The 14,476-nt window shown below is 66.0% G+C and carries 14 protein-coding genes; 11 read left to right on the forward strand and 3 right to left on the reverse strand.

Going from position 1 to position 14,476, the window contains the following annotated elements; translation table 11 throughout:
- The 3 genes from MUO23_09475 to rlmN form a co-directional block, all read left to right on the forward strand.
- A partial coding sequence (locus tag MUO23_09475; protein ID MCJ7513182.1) for a hypothetical protein occupies positions 1 to 205 on the forward strand: 205 nt, incomplete at its 5' end.
- Between the two features lie 106 nt (positions 206 to 311).
- The gene (locus MUO23_09480; GenBank protein MCJ7513183.1) at positions 312 to 1,145 is read left to right on the forward strand and encodes an HAD-IIA family hydrolase; all 834 of its coding nucleotides are present in this window, start codon (positions 312 to 314) and stop codon (positions 1,143 to 1,145) included.
- A complete protein-coding gene (gene rlmN, locus MUO23_09485) occupies positions 1,142 to 2,215 on the forward strand; it encodes a 23S rRNA (adenine(2503)-C(2))-methyltransferase RlmN (GenBank protein MCJ7513184.1) in 1,074 nt (357 codons plus the stop codon). The genes MUO23_09480 and rlmN overlap by 4 nt, the downstream gene beginning before the upstream one ends.
- Positions 2,216 to 2,292: 77 nt before the next feature.
- On the opposite strand, the gene MUO23_09490 is transcribed toward rlmN, so the two are convergent.
- Positions 2,293 to 3,693 (reverse strand): GAF domain-containing sensor histidine kinase, encoded by a 1,401-nt coding sequence (locus MUO23_09490; protein ID MCJ7513185.1) that lies wholly within the window; start codon positions 3,691 to 3,693, stop codon positions 2,293 to 2,295.
- Positions 3,694 to 3,923: 230 nt separating this feature from the next.
- On the opposite strand from MUO23_09490, the gene rpe reads away from it, so the two are divergent.
- Complete coding sequence (rpe, locus tag MUO23_09495) at positions 3,924 to 4,589, forward strand: ribulose-phosphate 3-epimerase (GenBank protein ID MCJ7513186.1); 666 nt, start codon at positions 3,924 to 3,926, stop codon at positions 4,587 to 4,589.
- Positions 4,590 to 4,672: 83 nt separating this feature from the next.
- Here the strand turns inward: rpe and MUO23_09500 are convergent, their stop codons facing one another.
- Entirely contained in the window at positions 4,673 to 4,852 is a 180-nt protein-coding gene (locus MUO23_09500) for a 50S ribosomal protein L28 (GenBank protein MCJ7513187.1), read from the reverse strand.
- 99 nt (positions 4,853 to 4,951) lie between these two features.
- Here MUO23_09500 and MUO23_09505 point away from each other — a divergent pair, with 99 nt between their 5' ends.
- The 7 genes from MUO23_09505 to MUO23_09535 all read left to right on the forward strand — a co-directional run bounded on the left by MUO23_09505 (position 4,952) and on the right by MUO23_09535 (position 12,495).
- Complete coding sequence (locus tag MUO23_09505) at positions 4,952 to 5,311, forward strand: Asp23/Gls24 family envelope stress response protein (protein MCJ7513188.1); 360 nt, start codon at positions 4,952 to 4,954, stop codon at positions 5,309 to 5,311.
- A 16-nt stretch (positions 5,312 to 5,327) separates the two neighbouring features.
- Entirely contained in the window at positions 5,328 to 7,022 is a 1,695-nt protein-coding gene (locus tag MUO23_09510; GenBank protein ID MCJ7513189.1) for a DAK2 domain-containing protein, read from the forward strand.
- A gap of 2 nt (positions 7,023 to 7,024) precedes the next feature.
- Positions 7,025 to 7,888 (forward strand): DegV family protein, encoded by an 864-nt coding sequence (locus MUO23_09515; protein MCJ7513190.1) that lies wholly within the window; start codon positions 7,025 to 7,027, stop codon positions 7,886 to 7,888.
- Entirely contained in the window at positions 7,885 to 8,730 is an 846-nt protein-coding gene (locus MUO23_09520) for a DegV family protein (protein ID MCJ7513191.1), read from the forward strand. The genes MUO23_09515 and MUO23_09520 overlap by 4 nt, the downstream gene beginning before the upstream one ends.
- A 24-nt stretch (positions 8,731 to 8,754) precedes the next feature.
- Positions 8,755 to 11,379: an ATP-dependent DNA helicase RecG gene (gene recG / locus MUO23_09525; protein MCJ7513192.1), complete on the forward strand. Its 2,625-nt coding sequence runs from the start codon at positions 8,755 to 8,757 to the stop codon at positions 11,377 to 11,379.
- Positions 11,379 to 11,894: a pantetheine-phosphate adenylyltransferase gene (gene coaD / locus MUO23_09530; GenBank protein ID MCJ7513193.1), complete on the forward strand. Its 516-nt coding sequence runs from the start codon at positions 11,379 to 11,381 to the stop codon at positions 11,892 to 11,894. The genes recG and coaD overlap by 1 nt, the downstream gene beginning before the upstream one ends.
- Before the next feature lie 100 nt (positions 11,895 to 11,994).
- Positions 11,995 to 12,495 carry a hypothetical protein gene (locus MUO23_09535; protein ID MCJ7513194.1) on the forward strand — a complete coding sequence of 167 codons (501 nt, stop codon included), beginning with the start codon at positions 11,995 to 11,997 and terminating at the stop codon, positions 12,493 to 12,495.
- A gap of 63 nt (positions 12,496 to 12,558) precedes the next feature.
- Here the strand turns inward: MUO23_09535 and MUO23_09540 are convergent, their stop codons facing one another.
- Positions 12,559 to 14,220 carry a CTP synthase gene (locus MUO23_09540; protein MCJ7513195.1) on the reverse strand — a complete coding sequence of 554 codons (1,662 nt, stop codon included), beginning with the start codon at positions 14,218 to 14,220 and terminating at the stop codon, positions 12,559 to 12,561.
- Positions 14,221 to 14,476 lie beyond the last annotated feature (256 nt).

Genomic DNA, 14,476 nt, shown 5'->3' on the forward strand with positions numbered 1-14,476 from the left:
CCAGACGCTGGTGAGCCTACAGCGGATCATGCAGCGCCAGCGGTACTTCGCCGGCGAAGCGACAGGCCAGTGGGACGACGCCACGCACGCAGCCCTGCGCCGGTTTGTCGGAAGCGAGAACTTCGAGGAACGCACGGACCTAGAAGGCCGGACGATCGATCGCCCGGTGTTCGAGTTCCTGGCACGCCGATTTCCGGCCCATTGAGCACTGGCGGGCCACCCCTGCCGGCCTGCTCCTGCCAGCGGCACACACGGGCAGGCCCGCCCTCGGCCGTCTCAGCGCCGCGAAACCCTGCACCGCCTGGAGTCACATGCCACCGCCCACAGACCCTCCCTCCGCTGCCCACCCATCGCTCGCCGAGATCGAAGGCATGATTGTCGATATGGACGGGGTTCTATGGCGTGACCGCGCCATGCTCCCGGGGGTGGCAGAGTTCTTTGAAGCACTAAATGCCCGGCAGCTGCCCTTCGTCATCGCCACCAACAACGCCACCTCGGCGGCCTCGGTAATCTGCGAGCGACTGGTGTCCGCCGGCGTCTCCCTCAGCGAAGCTCAGGTGATCACCTCCGCCCAGGCAGCCGCAGCCTTCCTGCAGCAGCAAGTCGGCGCCGGCACTTCGGTTTATGTCGTCGGCGAGTCCGGCTTGCGCTCGGCGGTGATCGAGGCTGGGATGAAGATTGTGGACAGGGCCGAGGCGGCGGACGTGGTGGTGGCCGGGCTGGAACGCGGCCTGTCCTGGGAGAGCCTGTCCGAGGCGACCCTGGCCATCCGGGCCGGCGCCCTGTTCGTCGCCACCAACACCGACGCCACCTTCCCCTCGGAGCGCGGGCTTCTGCCCGGGGCCGGCGCCGTCATCGCCGCCCTGCAGACGGCCTCCGGCGTGAACCCGGTGGTGATCGGCAAGCCCGAGCCTCACCTCTTCCTGGTGGCGGTCGACCGGTTGGGCACCCGCCGGGAGCGCACCCTGGTCGTTGGCGACCGACTGGAAACCGACATCCTTGGAGCCCGGCGCGCCGGCTTGCCTTCGGCCCTGGTCCTCACGGGCGTCACCCGTCGTGAGGACCTGCCCGACGTCGACGTGCAACCCGACTGGGTGTTTGCCGACCTCCCGGCGCTGACGGCGGCCCTCGAGACCGCCAGGTGACCCGGCCCCTGGTCTTCGACTTGCCGCTCGAGGCACTCCAGGCCTGGGTGTCTGCGGCCGGCGAGCCGCCCTACCGCGCCCTGCAGATCTGGCAACACCTGTATCGCTCACTGGCCACCGACCCGCTGCAGCTGAGCGATATGCCCCGGCCGCTCCGGCTTCGGCTGCAGCAGGAATTCGATTTCTCCGGGCTTGAACCGACCGCGGCCCTGTCATCGGCCGACGGCAAGACCGAGAAGACCCTGTACCGGCTGCGGGACGGGCAAGCGGTCGAGGCAGTATGGATGGGCTACGACCGCCGGCGCACAGTCTGCATCTCGACCCAGGCCGGGTGCGCCATGGGGTGCTCCTTCTGCGCCACCGGTCAGATGGGATTTGGACGCCATTTAACCTCCGGCGAAATTGTCGAGCAGGTGCTCGACAGCGCCCGGCGTCTCAGAGCTCAAGCAAGCCAATTGACGAACATCGTCGTGATGGGCATGGGGGAGCCCTTCCACAACTACGAAGCCACGATGCAGGCCCTGGACCGCCTCAATGACGGACGCGGCTTTGGCTTCGGCGCCCGCCGAATGACGGTTTCAACGGTCGGAATTGTGCCCATGATCGAGCGTTTCACGGCCGAAAACCGGCAGATCAACCTGGCCATCTCGCTGCATGCCGCCACCAACGACCTACGCGACCAATTGCTCCCGGTCAACCGGCGGTATCCGATCGAGACGCTGCTGCACGCTTGCCGGGAGTACGTTGGGCGGACCCATCGGCGGATCAGCTTCGAGTGGGCGCTCATCGACGGGGTGAATGACGGCCCGCAACAGGCCCAGGCACTGGCGGCCTTGCTGCGAGGGCTGACCTGCTACGTCAACCTGATTCCGCTCAACCCGACCGATGGATTCTCCGGGGCGGCGACGTCCTCCAAGGCCGCCCGGGCGTTCGCCGCTGTCCTGCAAGCAGGCGGGATCCCGTCCACCGTGCGGCAGCGCCGCGGGATCGAGATTCGCGCTGGCTGCGGCCAGCTGGCAGCACCGGTCATTCATCCGCCATCGGCGGCCGACTCAGAGCCGGGTGGGTAGGCCCAAGCCGGTCCCCGGATCAAGAAACCGACAGCGCCCCTTGCGGGGCGCTGTCGATGCGGCAGCAGGCAGCCCACTCAGCCCGCAAAGCCATGACGATGCAGCCGCTCCCCGGCCTCGATGGTCAGGGGGACAACCACGTGGATCCGGGTGCCCTGTCCCTGTCCAGAGTCGATGTGCAGAACCCCGCTCACGAGCTCTGTCCGTTCGCGCAAGTTGAGCATCCCCAAGCTGCCCCGCCGCTCGTAGTCGGCCTCCACCGAGCGCACGTCGAAGCCTACTCCATCGTCTGCAACCTCGAGGTGAAGCAAGTCCCCGTCGCGCTGCATTCGAACCCAGACGTGGTCGGCGCGTGCGTGCTTGCGGGCATTGTTGAGCGCCTCTTCGGCGATGAAGAAAAGGACCCCTTGCTTGCCGACCTCCAGCTCCTCGACCGCCTCCGGCGAGGCCTCGATGATCACCTGCTGGTCATGAGTTTCCTTCATCTGGTTGGCCAGGTACTGCAATGCCGGCACCAGGCCTTCGGTCTCAAGCACCAGAGGCCGGAGGGTGAACAGCATCTGGCGGATCTCCTTCGAGGTCCGCCTTGCCAGCTCCTCGATCTTGAACAGCTCATCGGCAGCCGCCATGGGGTTGCGCTCGATCAGCCTGCGGGCGAAGTTTACCCGCATGGCAATGGCCCCGACCGACTGGGTGGGCCCGTCGTGCAGGTCGCGGGCAAGCTTCTTGCGCGCCTCCTCCTGGCTCTCGGCGATGCGCTCCTTTTCGACTTCTAGCTCTCGGTACAGACGGGAGTTCTGCAGCGCGGTCACGGCCTGCTGGGAAACTGCTTCCAGCAGCTCCAGGCGCTCCTCGTTGAAATAGCCTGGGACGGGATGGGCGAAAAGCAACGCTCCATAGGCTTCCATGCCGACAATCAGCGGGACGCAGACCGCCGCCTGACACACCTGCACGGCTGCGAAGCGCTTGATCTCGGGGTCGTGGGCCGGATCGACCGCCGCCTGCAACGTACCCCTCTGCAGGGCCTGGCCCAACAGCCCGTCGCGTCCGGGCAGACGCACGCGCATGTCGGCCGGGCTGAACCCTCGGCCGGTCTCCAAGCTCAATTCGTCATCCTGGAACAGCAATAGCCCGCCGACCAGCCGGGTATCTTCTGCGGCGCCGTTGGCGATGGCGCTGGTGCACAGATCGACGACCATCGTCAGGACACGGTCGTAGTTCAGGGTGAGGTTGAGCTCCGCCGACTTGCGGATGATCAGCTTGAGGCGGGCGAGCTCATGCTCCAGTTCGTCTACCCGACGTCCCCGGTCTCGGGTGGCATCGCGACCTGAGGCCGGCTCTCGCTTGCCCAGGAAATCGGACAGCCAGAGCACCACCGGCAGACCGAAGGCCAGCCACACCGGCGCCGCGGCCCCATCGCCCAGCTCCGTCGTCGCTAGCTCACGCACCAGTGACCAGGGAACGTCCGTCAGGTGCATCTTATCCTTCCGCAGGTTCCGCCCTCATCCGCAAGACATCAGAGCAGGGCAGACACTTGCATGTCTGCCGGGGCATGCTTCAAGTATGCCACAGCGGGCCAATGCGGGGTCCTTACGGACGGTTTACAGAGGCCTCGCTACCGGTCTCCGAACTCGGCGCTTTCCGTCTCCCCTGCCGCTGTGGGCTGTGGCGCTTGCCGGAGGTGGGGCAGACTTGTATCATACGCAGCATGGCCAAACCTGTGCTGATTTCCCCTTCGATCCTTTCCGCCGACTTCCTCCACCTGCAGGATGCGCTCGCCCAGGCAGAGGCTGCCGGAGCCGACTGGGTTCACATCGACGTCATGGACGGACATTTCGTCCCTAACCTCACCATGGGCCCGTTCATCGTAGAAGCCTGCCGTCGGGCGACCCGCTTGCCCCTGGACGTGCATCTGATGATCGAGAACCCCGATCGCCTGCTCCCGGCCTTTGTCGATGCGGGCGCAGACTATCTGACGGTGCACGTCGAGGCCTGCCCGCACTTGCCCCGGACCTTGCAGTCCATCCGGGATGGGAGCGTGCGGGCGGGGGTTAGCCTGAACCCCGGCACGCCAGCGTCCGTCCTGACTGAGATCCTACCCATGGTGGACCTGGTCCTGGTGATGTCGGTAAACCCGGGGTACTCCGGGCAGGGCTTCATGAGCAGCGTCTTGCCCAAGATCGGCCAGATCCGCCAGGCGCTGGACCATTTGGGGGCCCAGGCCCGGCTGCAGGTGGACGGGGGAATCTCGCCCAAGACCGCCCCGGCGGCGGTCCGGGCCGGCGCCGACGTCCTGGTGGCGGCCAGCGCCATCTTCGGCCACCCGCAGGGCATCGCAGCCGGCCTGGAGGCGCTCCGCCGCTCGGTCGCCTAGGACCGGTCACTCAAACCCGGCAGGAAGCAGGCCGGCCGCCTGTTCGGCGGCCGGTGGCGTTTCGGTCCCAAGCGGGAGCCCGCTCAGACGCGGGCCATGCGCTTAATGCACTTTGTGCACAGGGTCTTCTGCACCCTGCGCCCGTTCTCCAGCACCCGAGCGTTCTGCAGGTTGGGGCGGAACTTGCGCTTGCTGGCCCTCTGCGAAAAGCTACGCCGCTGGCCAAAAGTCGTGGTCTTACCGCAATTTGCGCACTTGGCCATGTGTCCAACAATCCTTTCCGGTTGGCGAGCTAGTGAGGGTAGAATATACCATACTTGTCCTGGTGCCTCCAAGGCGCCCTGGCAGCTCGGAGGGCAGCTATGGCGTCATCCCAAAGCCAACCAATCGGCAGGATCACGATTTCGGAGAAGGCGGTAGCGACTATCGCCGCCCATGCGGCCCTGCGATCCTACGGGATCGTCGGCATGGCCTCGCGCAACCTGGCGGACGGAATTGCCTATGTCCTTGCCCAAGACCCGCGCCACGGCGTGGAAGTCAGCCAGCGCCACAATCGCCTGCAGATTGACCTGTATGTGGTGATCGAGTATGGGACACGGGTGACCTCGGTCAGCTCCAGCGTCGCCCGCACCGTGCGCTATCAGGTCGAACGCTCGCTGGGCATCCCCATCGGCGAGGTCAACGTCCACGTCCAGGATCTGCACATCAGCTTCACGGAATGAGGCCGCAGCCGAGCCCATGACCTACCTGGGGACGCAGGTGGACCCTGCCGATCGAGAGCGCCTGGCGGACGGCTTCCGCCGGATCGATGGGCCGATGCTGCGGGCATTGGCGGAGGCCGGGCTGATCTGGCTTCGCACCAATCAGCAGCTCGTCAACGCCCTGAACGTCTTCCCCGTCCCTGACGGAGATACCGGGACCAATATGACCCTGACGATGCAGGCCGCCCTGGAGGAGGTTGCCGACTCGACCGAGACCTCTGTCGGACGAATGGCCAAGGCCATCGCCCATGGGGCGCTGATGGGCGCCCGGGGCAACTCGGGTGTGATCTTGTCGCAGCTCTGGCGGGGACTGGCCCGGGGCTTGGACGACCTGGCGACAATGGATGCCCCGGCGCTGGCGCAGTCCCTGGACTCCGCCCGCGAGACCGCCTACAAGGGCGTGCTGCAGCCGGTCGAGGGCACCATCCTGACCGTGGCCAAGGATCTCGCCAAAGCCGCCCAAGAGGCGGCCGCCAGACCCTCGGCGACGAACCTGGATGTGCTCGAGGCCGTGGTCCTGGCCGCCGACCAGTCGGTTGAGCGCACCCCCCAACTCCTCCCCGTCTTGCGCGAGGCCGGCGTCGTCGACTCCGGCGGGAAAGGGCTGTTCCTCATCCTGGAGGGCATGCTCAGGACGATCTATGGCCTAGCTCTGAATGAACCGCTGCTCGAGGTCAAGCCGATCAGCCAGCTGCAGCTCGAGCAGACGGCCGAAGCCATCGAACCCGGGCAAGACTGGGAGGTGATCGTCGACTTCCATCCGGCGGAGGACCTGAACATCCCGGCCTTCTATCAACGGCTTGGGCAGCTGGGCACATCGATTCAGGTTGGCGAGGGGGATGGGATCTACCGCATACATATTCACGTCCCGGACCAGACGGAGCTCCAACCGATTGAGTACGTCCGGTCGCTGGGGACGATCGCCAATGTCCGGATCGAGAACCTGATGCTCCAGCTTCCGAGAGGCAGGATGGCGCCCAGCAGGCCGCCGTTGCGGCTGGCAACCCCGGAGGCCGGCCAGATCGCAGTCATCGTCGTCTCGCCCGGCGAGGGGATGTCGCGGGTGTTCGGCAGCCTGGGCGCGGCGGGGGTGATCGATGGCGGCCAGACGATGAACCCGAGCACGCAGCAGATCTTGCAGGCCGTGGAGCTGGCGCCCACTGACCAGGTGATCGTCCTGCCGAACAACAAGAACATCGTGATGAGCGCCCGACAGGCTGTCGATCTCACAGTGAAGAAAGTGGCGGTCGTTCCCACCCACACTGGCCCGCAGGGCATTGCCGCCATGCTGGCCCTTGACCCCGATGGGAAGTTGGACGAAGTCGCGGCTGCAATGGTGTCGTCCATGCAGGCGGTGCGCACCGTGGAGGTGACGGTTGCGACCCGCTCGGCGAAAGTCGACGGCGTGGACGTGTGCGCCGGTCAGACCATTGGGCTGTTGGATGATACCCTGGTGGCCGCGGGCGAGAATCTGTATGACGTGCTGCGGGACTCGCTGGGGAAAGCTGGCGCCAGCAGGGCTGAGTTGGCCACGCTGTACTACGGGTCGGACATCCGGCTGGCGGAGGTCAAGCAGCTGTCCGAGCAGTTGAGGGCCGAGTGGCCCGGCTTGCAGATCGAGATCCATGAGGGCGGTCAGCCCCACTACCCCATCATCGCTTCGGTCGAGTGAAGATGCCTCAACCATGGATCGTCACGGACGCCTCCGTGCGCTTCCCATCCAAGGACTTCCTCTCACGCTACCCGGTCACGATCCTGCCGACGACACTCCGGCGAGGCACCGACAGCCTGGAGGACGGCCCGTCTGTCGATCTAACCGCGGCCATGCCCCTGTTTGAATGGGACGTCCGGCCGGCAACCTGGGAGGCCGCCAGCGTCGAATCGATCGTGGCCACCTACGAACGCTTGCACAAGGAGACCAACCGGATCATCTCGATCCACACCTCATCCAGCCTGAACGGCACCGTGGCCAATGCCCGCATCGCCATGCAGCAGTTCCTGGGGCGCTGCAACATCCAGGTTATCGACTCCATGTCGTTCTCGGCCGGCCTAGGGATGCTCGTCCAGTACGCCGCGATCGGCGCCGAGCGCGGGGCGGAGCTCGAGGAGATCGTGCGTATCGTGCGAGGCCTGATCCCGAGGTTGTACAGCGTGTTCTTCCTCGACGACATGACCTACCTCGAACGCAACCGTTTGGTGAGCCGCTCGCAGGCCATCCTGGGCAACATGTTGGGGGTCATTCCGTTCGTCACCATGGAGGAAGGCCAGGTCGTCCCGATGGAGAAGGTGCAGTCCAGGGCCAGGGCCATTGAGAAACTCGTGGAGTTCGTCTCGGAGTTTGCCAGTGTGGATCACATCGCCATCCTGCAGAACACCTCCACGCCCGGCGAGGAGACCGAGGGGGTGCTCGAGCGTGTGCGTTCGGTTCATCCGCATGCGCCGATCCACGTGATCGGCTACGGTCCCTCGGTCGCTACGCTGGTCGGTTTGAATAGCCTGGGCATGGTTGTGCTCGAGTCCGAAGAGGACTTGCAGTGACCGAGGCCGGCGGCCCGATTGCGATCGTCACCGACAGTACCGCCGACATCCCGCCCGAGCAGGCTGCGGCCCTCGGCATCATCGTCATCCCGGCCCTGGTCACGCTGGGCAGCAAGACCTTCGCCGATGGACAGGGCCTGGCGCGGAGCGAGCTGTACCGATGCATGGCCTCCCGCCGCGGCCTGCCGACCACGGCCGCGCCCTCTCCGGCCGCCTTCGAGTCGACTTTCAGCCGCCTGCTGGGCGGCGGCGCCCAGGATGTCCTGGCGATCCATGTCGCCTCCCAACTGAGCGCCATCTACGAGGTTGCGTCTCAGGCGGGGAGATCTTTTCCCGGCCGCGTTCACGTGGTCGACAGTGGGCAGCTGTCACTCGGTCTGGGCTATCAGGTCGTTGAGGCCGCTGAAGCCGCCGCCGCCGGCGCTGGACTGGACGATGTCCTCGAGGCGGCGGCCGGGGCCCGTCGCCGGGTGCGCCTGGTCGCCATGCTGAACAGCCTGGAGTACGTCCGCCGCAGCGGCCGCGTCTCCTGGCTGGGCGCCAGCATGAGCGATCTGCTGCAGGTCAAGCTGCTCGTGCGCGTCGACGGCGGGAAAGTCGAACGCCTGGCACTGGTGCGCACTCTGCGGCGCGCCCAGGACCAGTTGGCCGGCCTGGTCCCGGGATGGGGCCAGATCGCCCGCTTAGCTGTGCTGCACACCGCTGCCCCGCAGCAGGCCGAGACGCTGGCAGGCAGGCTGGCGGGGATGACCGGGCTCGACCCGTGGGTGGTTGAGGCGACCACGGTGATTGGGGTGCACATCGGCCCGGGCGCCCTGGGCATCGCGGCCATGCTACTATAGGGACTCGATGAGATCCAACCTACGATGAACCCTGCCCTCGAGATGCTCAGCAAGTTCCTCCGGCTGGAAGCCAGTCGCGGCTATGACAACCGCGCAGTTCTTGGCGGCCTCGAGCGCACCCTCGATACCTGGCTGGCGGAAGCCCGAGCGGCGGGCGTGCCCGAGGAGCTTCAGGACAGCGTTTCCCAGACGCTGTCGGCCTACCCGTCCCAGTCCCCGGATGAGCGCCACCAAAGCCTGGATGCATTGTGGACCAGGATCCACGCCCAGGGTACCCTACCCGCCGAGGGCCGGTCGCAGCCTGCGCCGAGTCTTGATCCAGGTGCCAGCGCCTCCCTCGCAGCCCCTCCATCGCAATTAGTGGCTATGCGCAGCACTCCCCAACCGGTCGACCGGTCCCCCGCTCCAGCCGAGGAGCGGCCAAGGACGAACACCTCAGCCCCGGAGGCCATGCCCGCCGACGCCGATGGCCCGATGCCTTCCGAAGCCGACTCCCCGGACGACTTGCTCGACGAGGAGGAGGACGAACAGGCCCATCCGGCCGCAACCGCCGGCGCCAGCATGGAGGACCACTCCCCGCTGGAAGAAGCCGCGTTCCGCGCACCACTGACCACCTTGCCAGGCATCGGCCCCAAGTCCGCCCACACCCTCGGCACGCTCGGACTGCACACCCTGGGCGATCTGCTGTTCTACTTCCCGCGCCGCTATGACGACTACTCCGCCCTCAAGACCATCAACCGCGTCTGGTATGGCGAAGAGGTCACTATCATCGCCACCGTCGACGAAATCCGCCTTCGTCCGATTCGCGGCGGGCGAATGAAGCTGGTCGAGGCCGTTGTGTCGGATGGCTCCGGCGCGCTGCGCGTCAGCTGGTTCAACCAGCCATGGATCGTCCAGAACCTGCAACCGGGGAAGGCCGTTGTGCTCTCCGGTCGGGTCGACCAATATCTGGGCAAACTGGTGATGAACAGCCCGGAGTGGGAGCCGCTTGAACGACAGCAGCTGCACACCAACCGCATCGTCCCCGTGTACCCCCTGACGGCCGGAGTCGGCGGCAAGTGGCTGCGGCGTGTGCTGCACTCGGTCGTCACTCGCCTGGCGCCGCGGTTGGTCGATCCGCTCAGCGGGGAGCTGCGCCAGCAGGCCGACCTCATCGAGCTCGGGCAGGCCGTTCAGCAGATCCATTTCCCTGATGACACGCGCCGCCTTGAGCAAGCACAGCAGCGCTTGGCCTTTGACGAACTGTTCTACCTGATCTTGGGCGTGCTGCGCCAGAAGCGAGACTGGCAGGCGCTGCAAACGACGCCGCTCACGGTGGACGACGAGTGGATGAAGACATTTCTGGGCAGCCTGCCATTTGCCGTGACCCAGGCCCAGCAGGCGGCCATGCAGGATGTGCGGGATGACATGGCCTCGGGCAGGCCGATGAACCGCCTGTTGCAGGGCGACGTTGGTTCGGGGAAGACGGTGGTCGCAGCATTGGCCATCGCCATCGCCTGCCGGAACGGTCACCAAGCGGCGATGATGGCCCCGACGTCGATCCTGGCGGAGCAGCACTACCGCACACTGCTGGAGCTGCTTCCAGCCCACGGCGTCCCGGCCGACTCGGTCCGGCTGCTGATCGGCGCAACCCCGGAGGCAGACAAGCGCAGCATCCGCCAGGGACTGGCCGAAGGACAGGTGCGCCTGACGGTCGGCACGCACGCCCTGCTGGAAGAGCCGGTGCAGTTCCAGCGGCTGGGGCTGGCGATCATAGATGAACAACACCGGTTCGGGGTCGAGCAGCGCTCCCTGCTGCGCGCCAAAGGCGGAACGCCCAATCTGCTGGTGATGACCGCGACCCCGATACCGCGCTCGCTGGCATTGACGATCTATGGCGACCTGGACGTCAGCCTGATTGATGAACTCCCCCCGGGCCGCGCCCCGATCGAGACCCGGCTGCTGCTCCCGATCGAGCGCAGCCGCGCCCACCGGTTCATCCTGTCCCAGATCGAAGCCGGCAGGCAGGCATTCATCATCTACCCGCTCGTGGAAAGCAGTGAGAAGACCGAAGCCCTGGCGGCGGTCGAGGAGTACGATCGGCTGCAGAGCTCAGTCTTCCCCGAGCGGCGCATTGGACTGCTGCACGGGCGCATGCGTCCGAATGAAAAGGAAGACGTGATGCAGCGGTTCCGCAACGGCGAACTGGATATCCTGGTCTCGACCTCCGTGGTCGAGGTCGGGATCGACGTGCCCAATGCCAGCGTGATCATGATTGAGGGGGCGAATCGCTTCGGCCTGTCGCAATTGCACCAGTTCCGCGGCCGGGTCGGACGATCCGAACACCAGTCCTACTGCCTGCTGCTGCCGGATTCCGAAGATCCCGCCAGCAACGAACGCCTGAAAGCGCTGGAGAGCACAACCGACGGCTTCCGGCTAGCCGAGCTCGATCTCGAGCAGCGAGGCCCGGGGGACTTCCTCGGCACGCGCCAGTCGGGATTCGCGGAGCTGCGCCTGGCCAAGGTCACGGACCTCCAGCTTGTCGAGAAAGCCCGCCGGTTGGCCAGCCGCTTGTTTCAGGACGACCCCGACCTGCGACAGCCGGAGCACACCCGCCTGTCTGCCCACCTGAGCCGCTTCTGGGCAGGGGCGCAAGGAGAGATCAGCTGATGGTGCGAGCCGTCTTCCCCGGTACGTTTGACCCGGTTCACTACGGCCACATCGACATCACCGAACGTGCCTGCAAGCTCTTCGACGAGGTCATCGTGGCCGTCTATGATCGGCCGCTCAAGACCTTGCTGTTCCCCCCCGAGGAACGCCTGGCCCTGGTCCAGACGACCTTCATGGCCCAGCCCAAAGTCCGAGTGGTCGGCTACTCCGGCCTGACGGTCGATTTCTGCCGCCAGGTCTCGGCCCAGGTGATCGTGCGCGGCCTGCGGGTGTTCTCGGACTTCGAGCACGAGTTCCGCATGGCTCTGGCGAATCACCGTCTGGCCCCGGAGATCGAGGTAGTGGCATTCATCACAAGCGAGGAACACAGCTTCCTCATGGGTTCCACCGTGAGGGAAATCGCCTCACTGGGGGGCGATGTGACCAGCCTGGTGCCGACCCACGTCGCCCTGGCGCTCAAGCGCGTCATGGGCGACGGCGGGGACGATCGGCAGATGACCTCCTTGCGTGACTAGGCGGGTTTGACCTGGTCTGGTGATGGGTGTACTCTTCGGCCTGAAGCTTGCAACCAAGGCGAAGGGCCCATCCGACCGGTGAGGTGGACCGGAGGCATTTATGGACATTCTTCACTTGGTAGACCGGCTCGAGGAGCTGCTTAACGAGAGCAGGCCCATCCCCCTCACCCACAGCGTGGTGGTGGATGAGGACCGCATCCTGGAGATCATCGACCAGATGCGGATCTCGATCCCGGATGAGGTGAAGAAGTCCCAGCAGCTGCTCGCCCAGCGTGATCGCATTCTGGCCCAGGCCCAGGAAGAAGCCAACCGGACCATCAGCCTGGCGAAGCAGAAAGGCGAAGAAACCGTCAACCGAGATGCCATCGTGCAGGCCGCCCAGGCCCGGTCGGAGCAGATCCTGGCCCAGGCCCGGGTGGATGCCGAGTCCACCCGCCGCGAGGCGGACGACTACATCATTGACTCGTTGGGCGCCCTGGAGGGCGAGCTCACCCGGCTGATCAACCAGGCCCGCAACGGCATCGCCAAACTGAATGCAGATCGCCAGCGGGTGATGCGCACCGCGCAGGAGCAAGACAACGACCCGATCGTCGAACCCTAGCGGGTGAGTGCGCGGGGCGGCCCCGCGGCGCGAGTCACTTCCGGGGTTCGAGTGTCCCCCCAATCAGGTCAGTTGGGCGTCCGGTTTCCCGGCCTTCTCCTGCCGCCTGGAGCCTTCCGTCGCCTTGGCCCGTTCGGCTGCCGCCCGGATGAAGGCATGGAACAACGGATGCGGACGCGTGGGCCGCGAGAGAAACTCCGGGTGGAATTGACTCCCTACCATAAATGGATGGTCTTTGAGCTCGGCGATCTCCACCAACCGCCCATCCGGCGAAAGGCCGGAGAAGACCATGCCGTGGGACCCCAGGATCTCCCGGTAGGTGTTGTTCAACTCAAAGCGGTGGCGATGCCGCTCGGAAACCTGGGGCTTGCCGTAGGCGGCCGCCGCAACTGACCCTGGGACCAGGTCGCACGGGTACAACCCCAAGCGCATCGTGCCCCCCATGCTGTCGATGCCGCGCTGCTCCGGCAGCAGATCGATGACCGGATGCGGCGTGCTGCGATCGAACTCCGTGGAGTTGGCATCCTCCGAGCCAAGCACGACCCGGGCGAACTCCACCACCATCAGCTGCATTCCCAGGCACAGCCCCAGGTACGGCACCTTGTTCGTCCGGGCATAGCGGGCGGCAGCGATCTTCCCCTCGACTCCCCGCGAGCCGAATCCCCCGGGAACGATGATGCCATGCGCCGACTCGAGCTCCTGCCAGCCTTTGCCTTTCTCCAGCTCGGCCGAGTGCAGCCAGATCAGGTCCGCATCCACTCCCGTCGCCAGGGCCGCATGGCGCACCGACTCACGCACGCTCATGTAGGCGTCCTTCAGCTCGACGTACTTGCCGACGATGGCGATGCGAAGCGTCGGCCGCTGGGTCCGGCTGCGGGCGATCAACGCTTCCCACTCCGTCCAATCCGGGCTCTGGCGCGCCGTCAGGCCGAGCCTGGATAGCATGTAGTCCCCCAACCCCTCGCGCTCCAGCAGCAGCGGCACCTCATACAGCACCTCGGTCGTCACCAGCGGGATGACAGCCTTTGGCTCAACGTCGCAGAACAGCCCGATCTTGGCCCGCAGGTCTTCGGGCACCGGATGGTCGGACCGGGCGACGATCACGTCTGGGGTGATCCCGATGGAGCGCAGCTCGCGCACGGAGTGCTGGGTCGGCTTGGTCTTGAGCTCGCCGGTGGCCCCGATGTGCGGCAGCCATGTCACGTGGATGAAGGCCGTGTTCTCCCGACCGAGCTCGGAGCGCATCTGGCGCAGAGCATCAAGAAACGGCAGCCCCTCGATGTCGCCGACCGTCCCGCCTACCTCCACCAGCACAATCTCGGCCTCGGTCTCCTTCGGGACCAGGCTGATGCGCCGCTTGATCTCGTTGGTGATGTGGGGGATGACCTGAATGGTCCCGCCGAGGAAGTCGCCTCGGCGTTCTCGAGAGATCACCTCAGAGTAGATCTGCCCGGTCGTCACATTGCACACCCGACTCAGGCTGATGTCGATGAAGCGTTCGTAGTGCCCGAGATCGAGGTCGGTCTCCGCCCCATCGTCCAGGACAAAGACCTCCCCGTGCTGGTACGGGCTCATCGTGCCCGGGTCGACGTTGATATACGGATCCAGCTTCTGAATGCTGACGCGAAAGCCGCGCTCTTTGAGCAGCTTCCCCAGGGCTGAGGCGGTCACGCCCTTCCCCACCGAACTCACCACACCGCCCGTCAAGAATATGTACTTGGTCATCTCGCCTCCCATGGGGAAGTCTGCCTCGCCCGGCTGCACCGGAGCCTGGCCCGGAACCCAAGCCTGGACCTCCGGCTTGGCCTCCCGGCTCGCCTGCCTTCGGCGGACCGCTTCGGCCCTCGGCCTCTGGCATCGGGCCTCTTAACGCGGTGGGGAGGTCATCCTTGGGACGACCTCCCCACGTAGATCCAAACCGGTGGCGGCGCACGCTCGCCCCGTGCATCAGCCCACGACTTTCGCTAGGTCCCGGGCGGCG

The organism is Anaerolineales bacterium (assembly GCA_022866145.1).
Taxonomy (GTDB): Bacteria; Chloroflexota; Anaerolineae; order Anaerolineales; family E44-bin32; genus PFL42.

Bases quoted from the DNA above. Each gene is read 5' to 3' on its own strand.
- MUO23_09480 (MCJ7513183.1), top strand. From the start codon at position 312: ATGCCACCGCCCACAGACCCTCCCTCCGCTGCCCACCCATCGCTCGCC.
- MUO23_09490 (MCJ7513185.1), bottom strand. From the start codon at position 3,693: ATGCACCTGACGGACGTTCCCTGGTCACTGGTGCGTGAGCTAGCGACG.
- rpe (MCJ7513186.1), top strand. From the start codon at position 3,924: ATGGCCAAACCTGTGCTGATTTCCCCTTCGATCCTTTCCGCCGACTTC.
- MUO23_09500 (MCJ7513187.1), bottom strand. From the start codon at position 4,852: ATGGCCAAGTGCGCAAATTGCGGTAAGACCACGACTTTTGGCCAGCGG.
- MUO23_09505 (MCJ7513188.1), top strand. From the start codon at position 4,952: ATGGCGTCATCCCAAAGCCAACCAATCGGCAGGATCACGATTTCGGAG.
- MUO23_09510 (MCJ7513189.1), top strand. From the start codon at position 5,328: ATGACCTACCTGGGGACGCAGGTGGACCCTGCCGATCGAGAGCGCCTG.
- MUO23_09515 (MCJ7513190.1), top strand. From the start codon at position 7,025: ATGCCTCAACCATGGATCGTCACGGACGCCTCCGTGCGCTTCCCATCC.
- recG (MCJ7513192.1), top strand. From the start codon at position 8,755: ATGAACCCTGCCCTCGAGATGCTCAGCAAGTTCCTCCGGCTGGAAGCC.
- coaD (MCJ7513193.1), top strand. From the start codon at position 11,379: ATGGTGCGAGCCGTCTTCCCCGGTACGTTTGACCCGGTTCACTACGGC.
- MUO23_09535 (MCJ7513194.1), top strand. From the start codon at position 11,995: ATGGACATTCTTCACTTGGTAGACCGGCTCGAGGAGCTGCTTAACGAG.
- MUO23_09540 (MCJ7513195.1), bottom strand. From the start codon at position 14,220: ATGACCAAGTACATATTCTTGACGGGCGGTGTGGTGAGTTCGGTGGGG.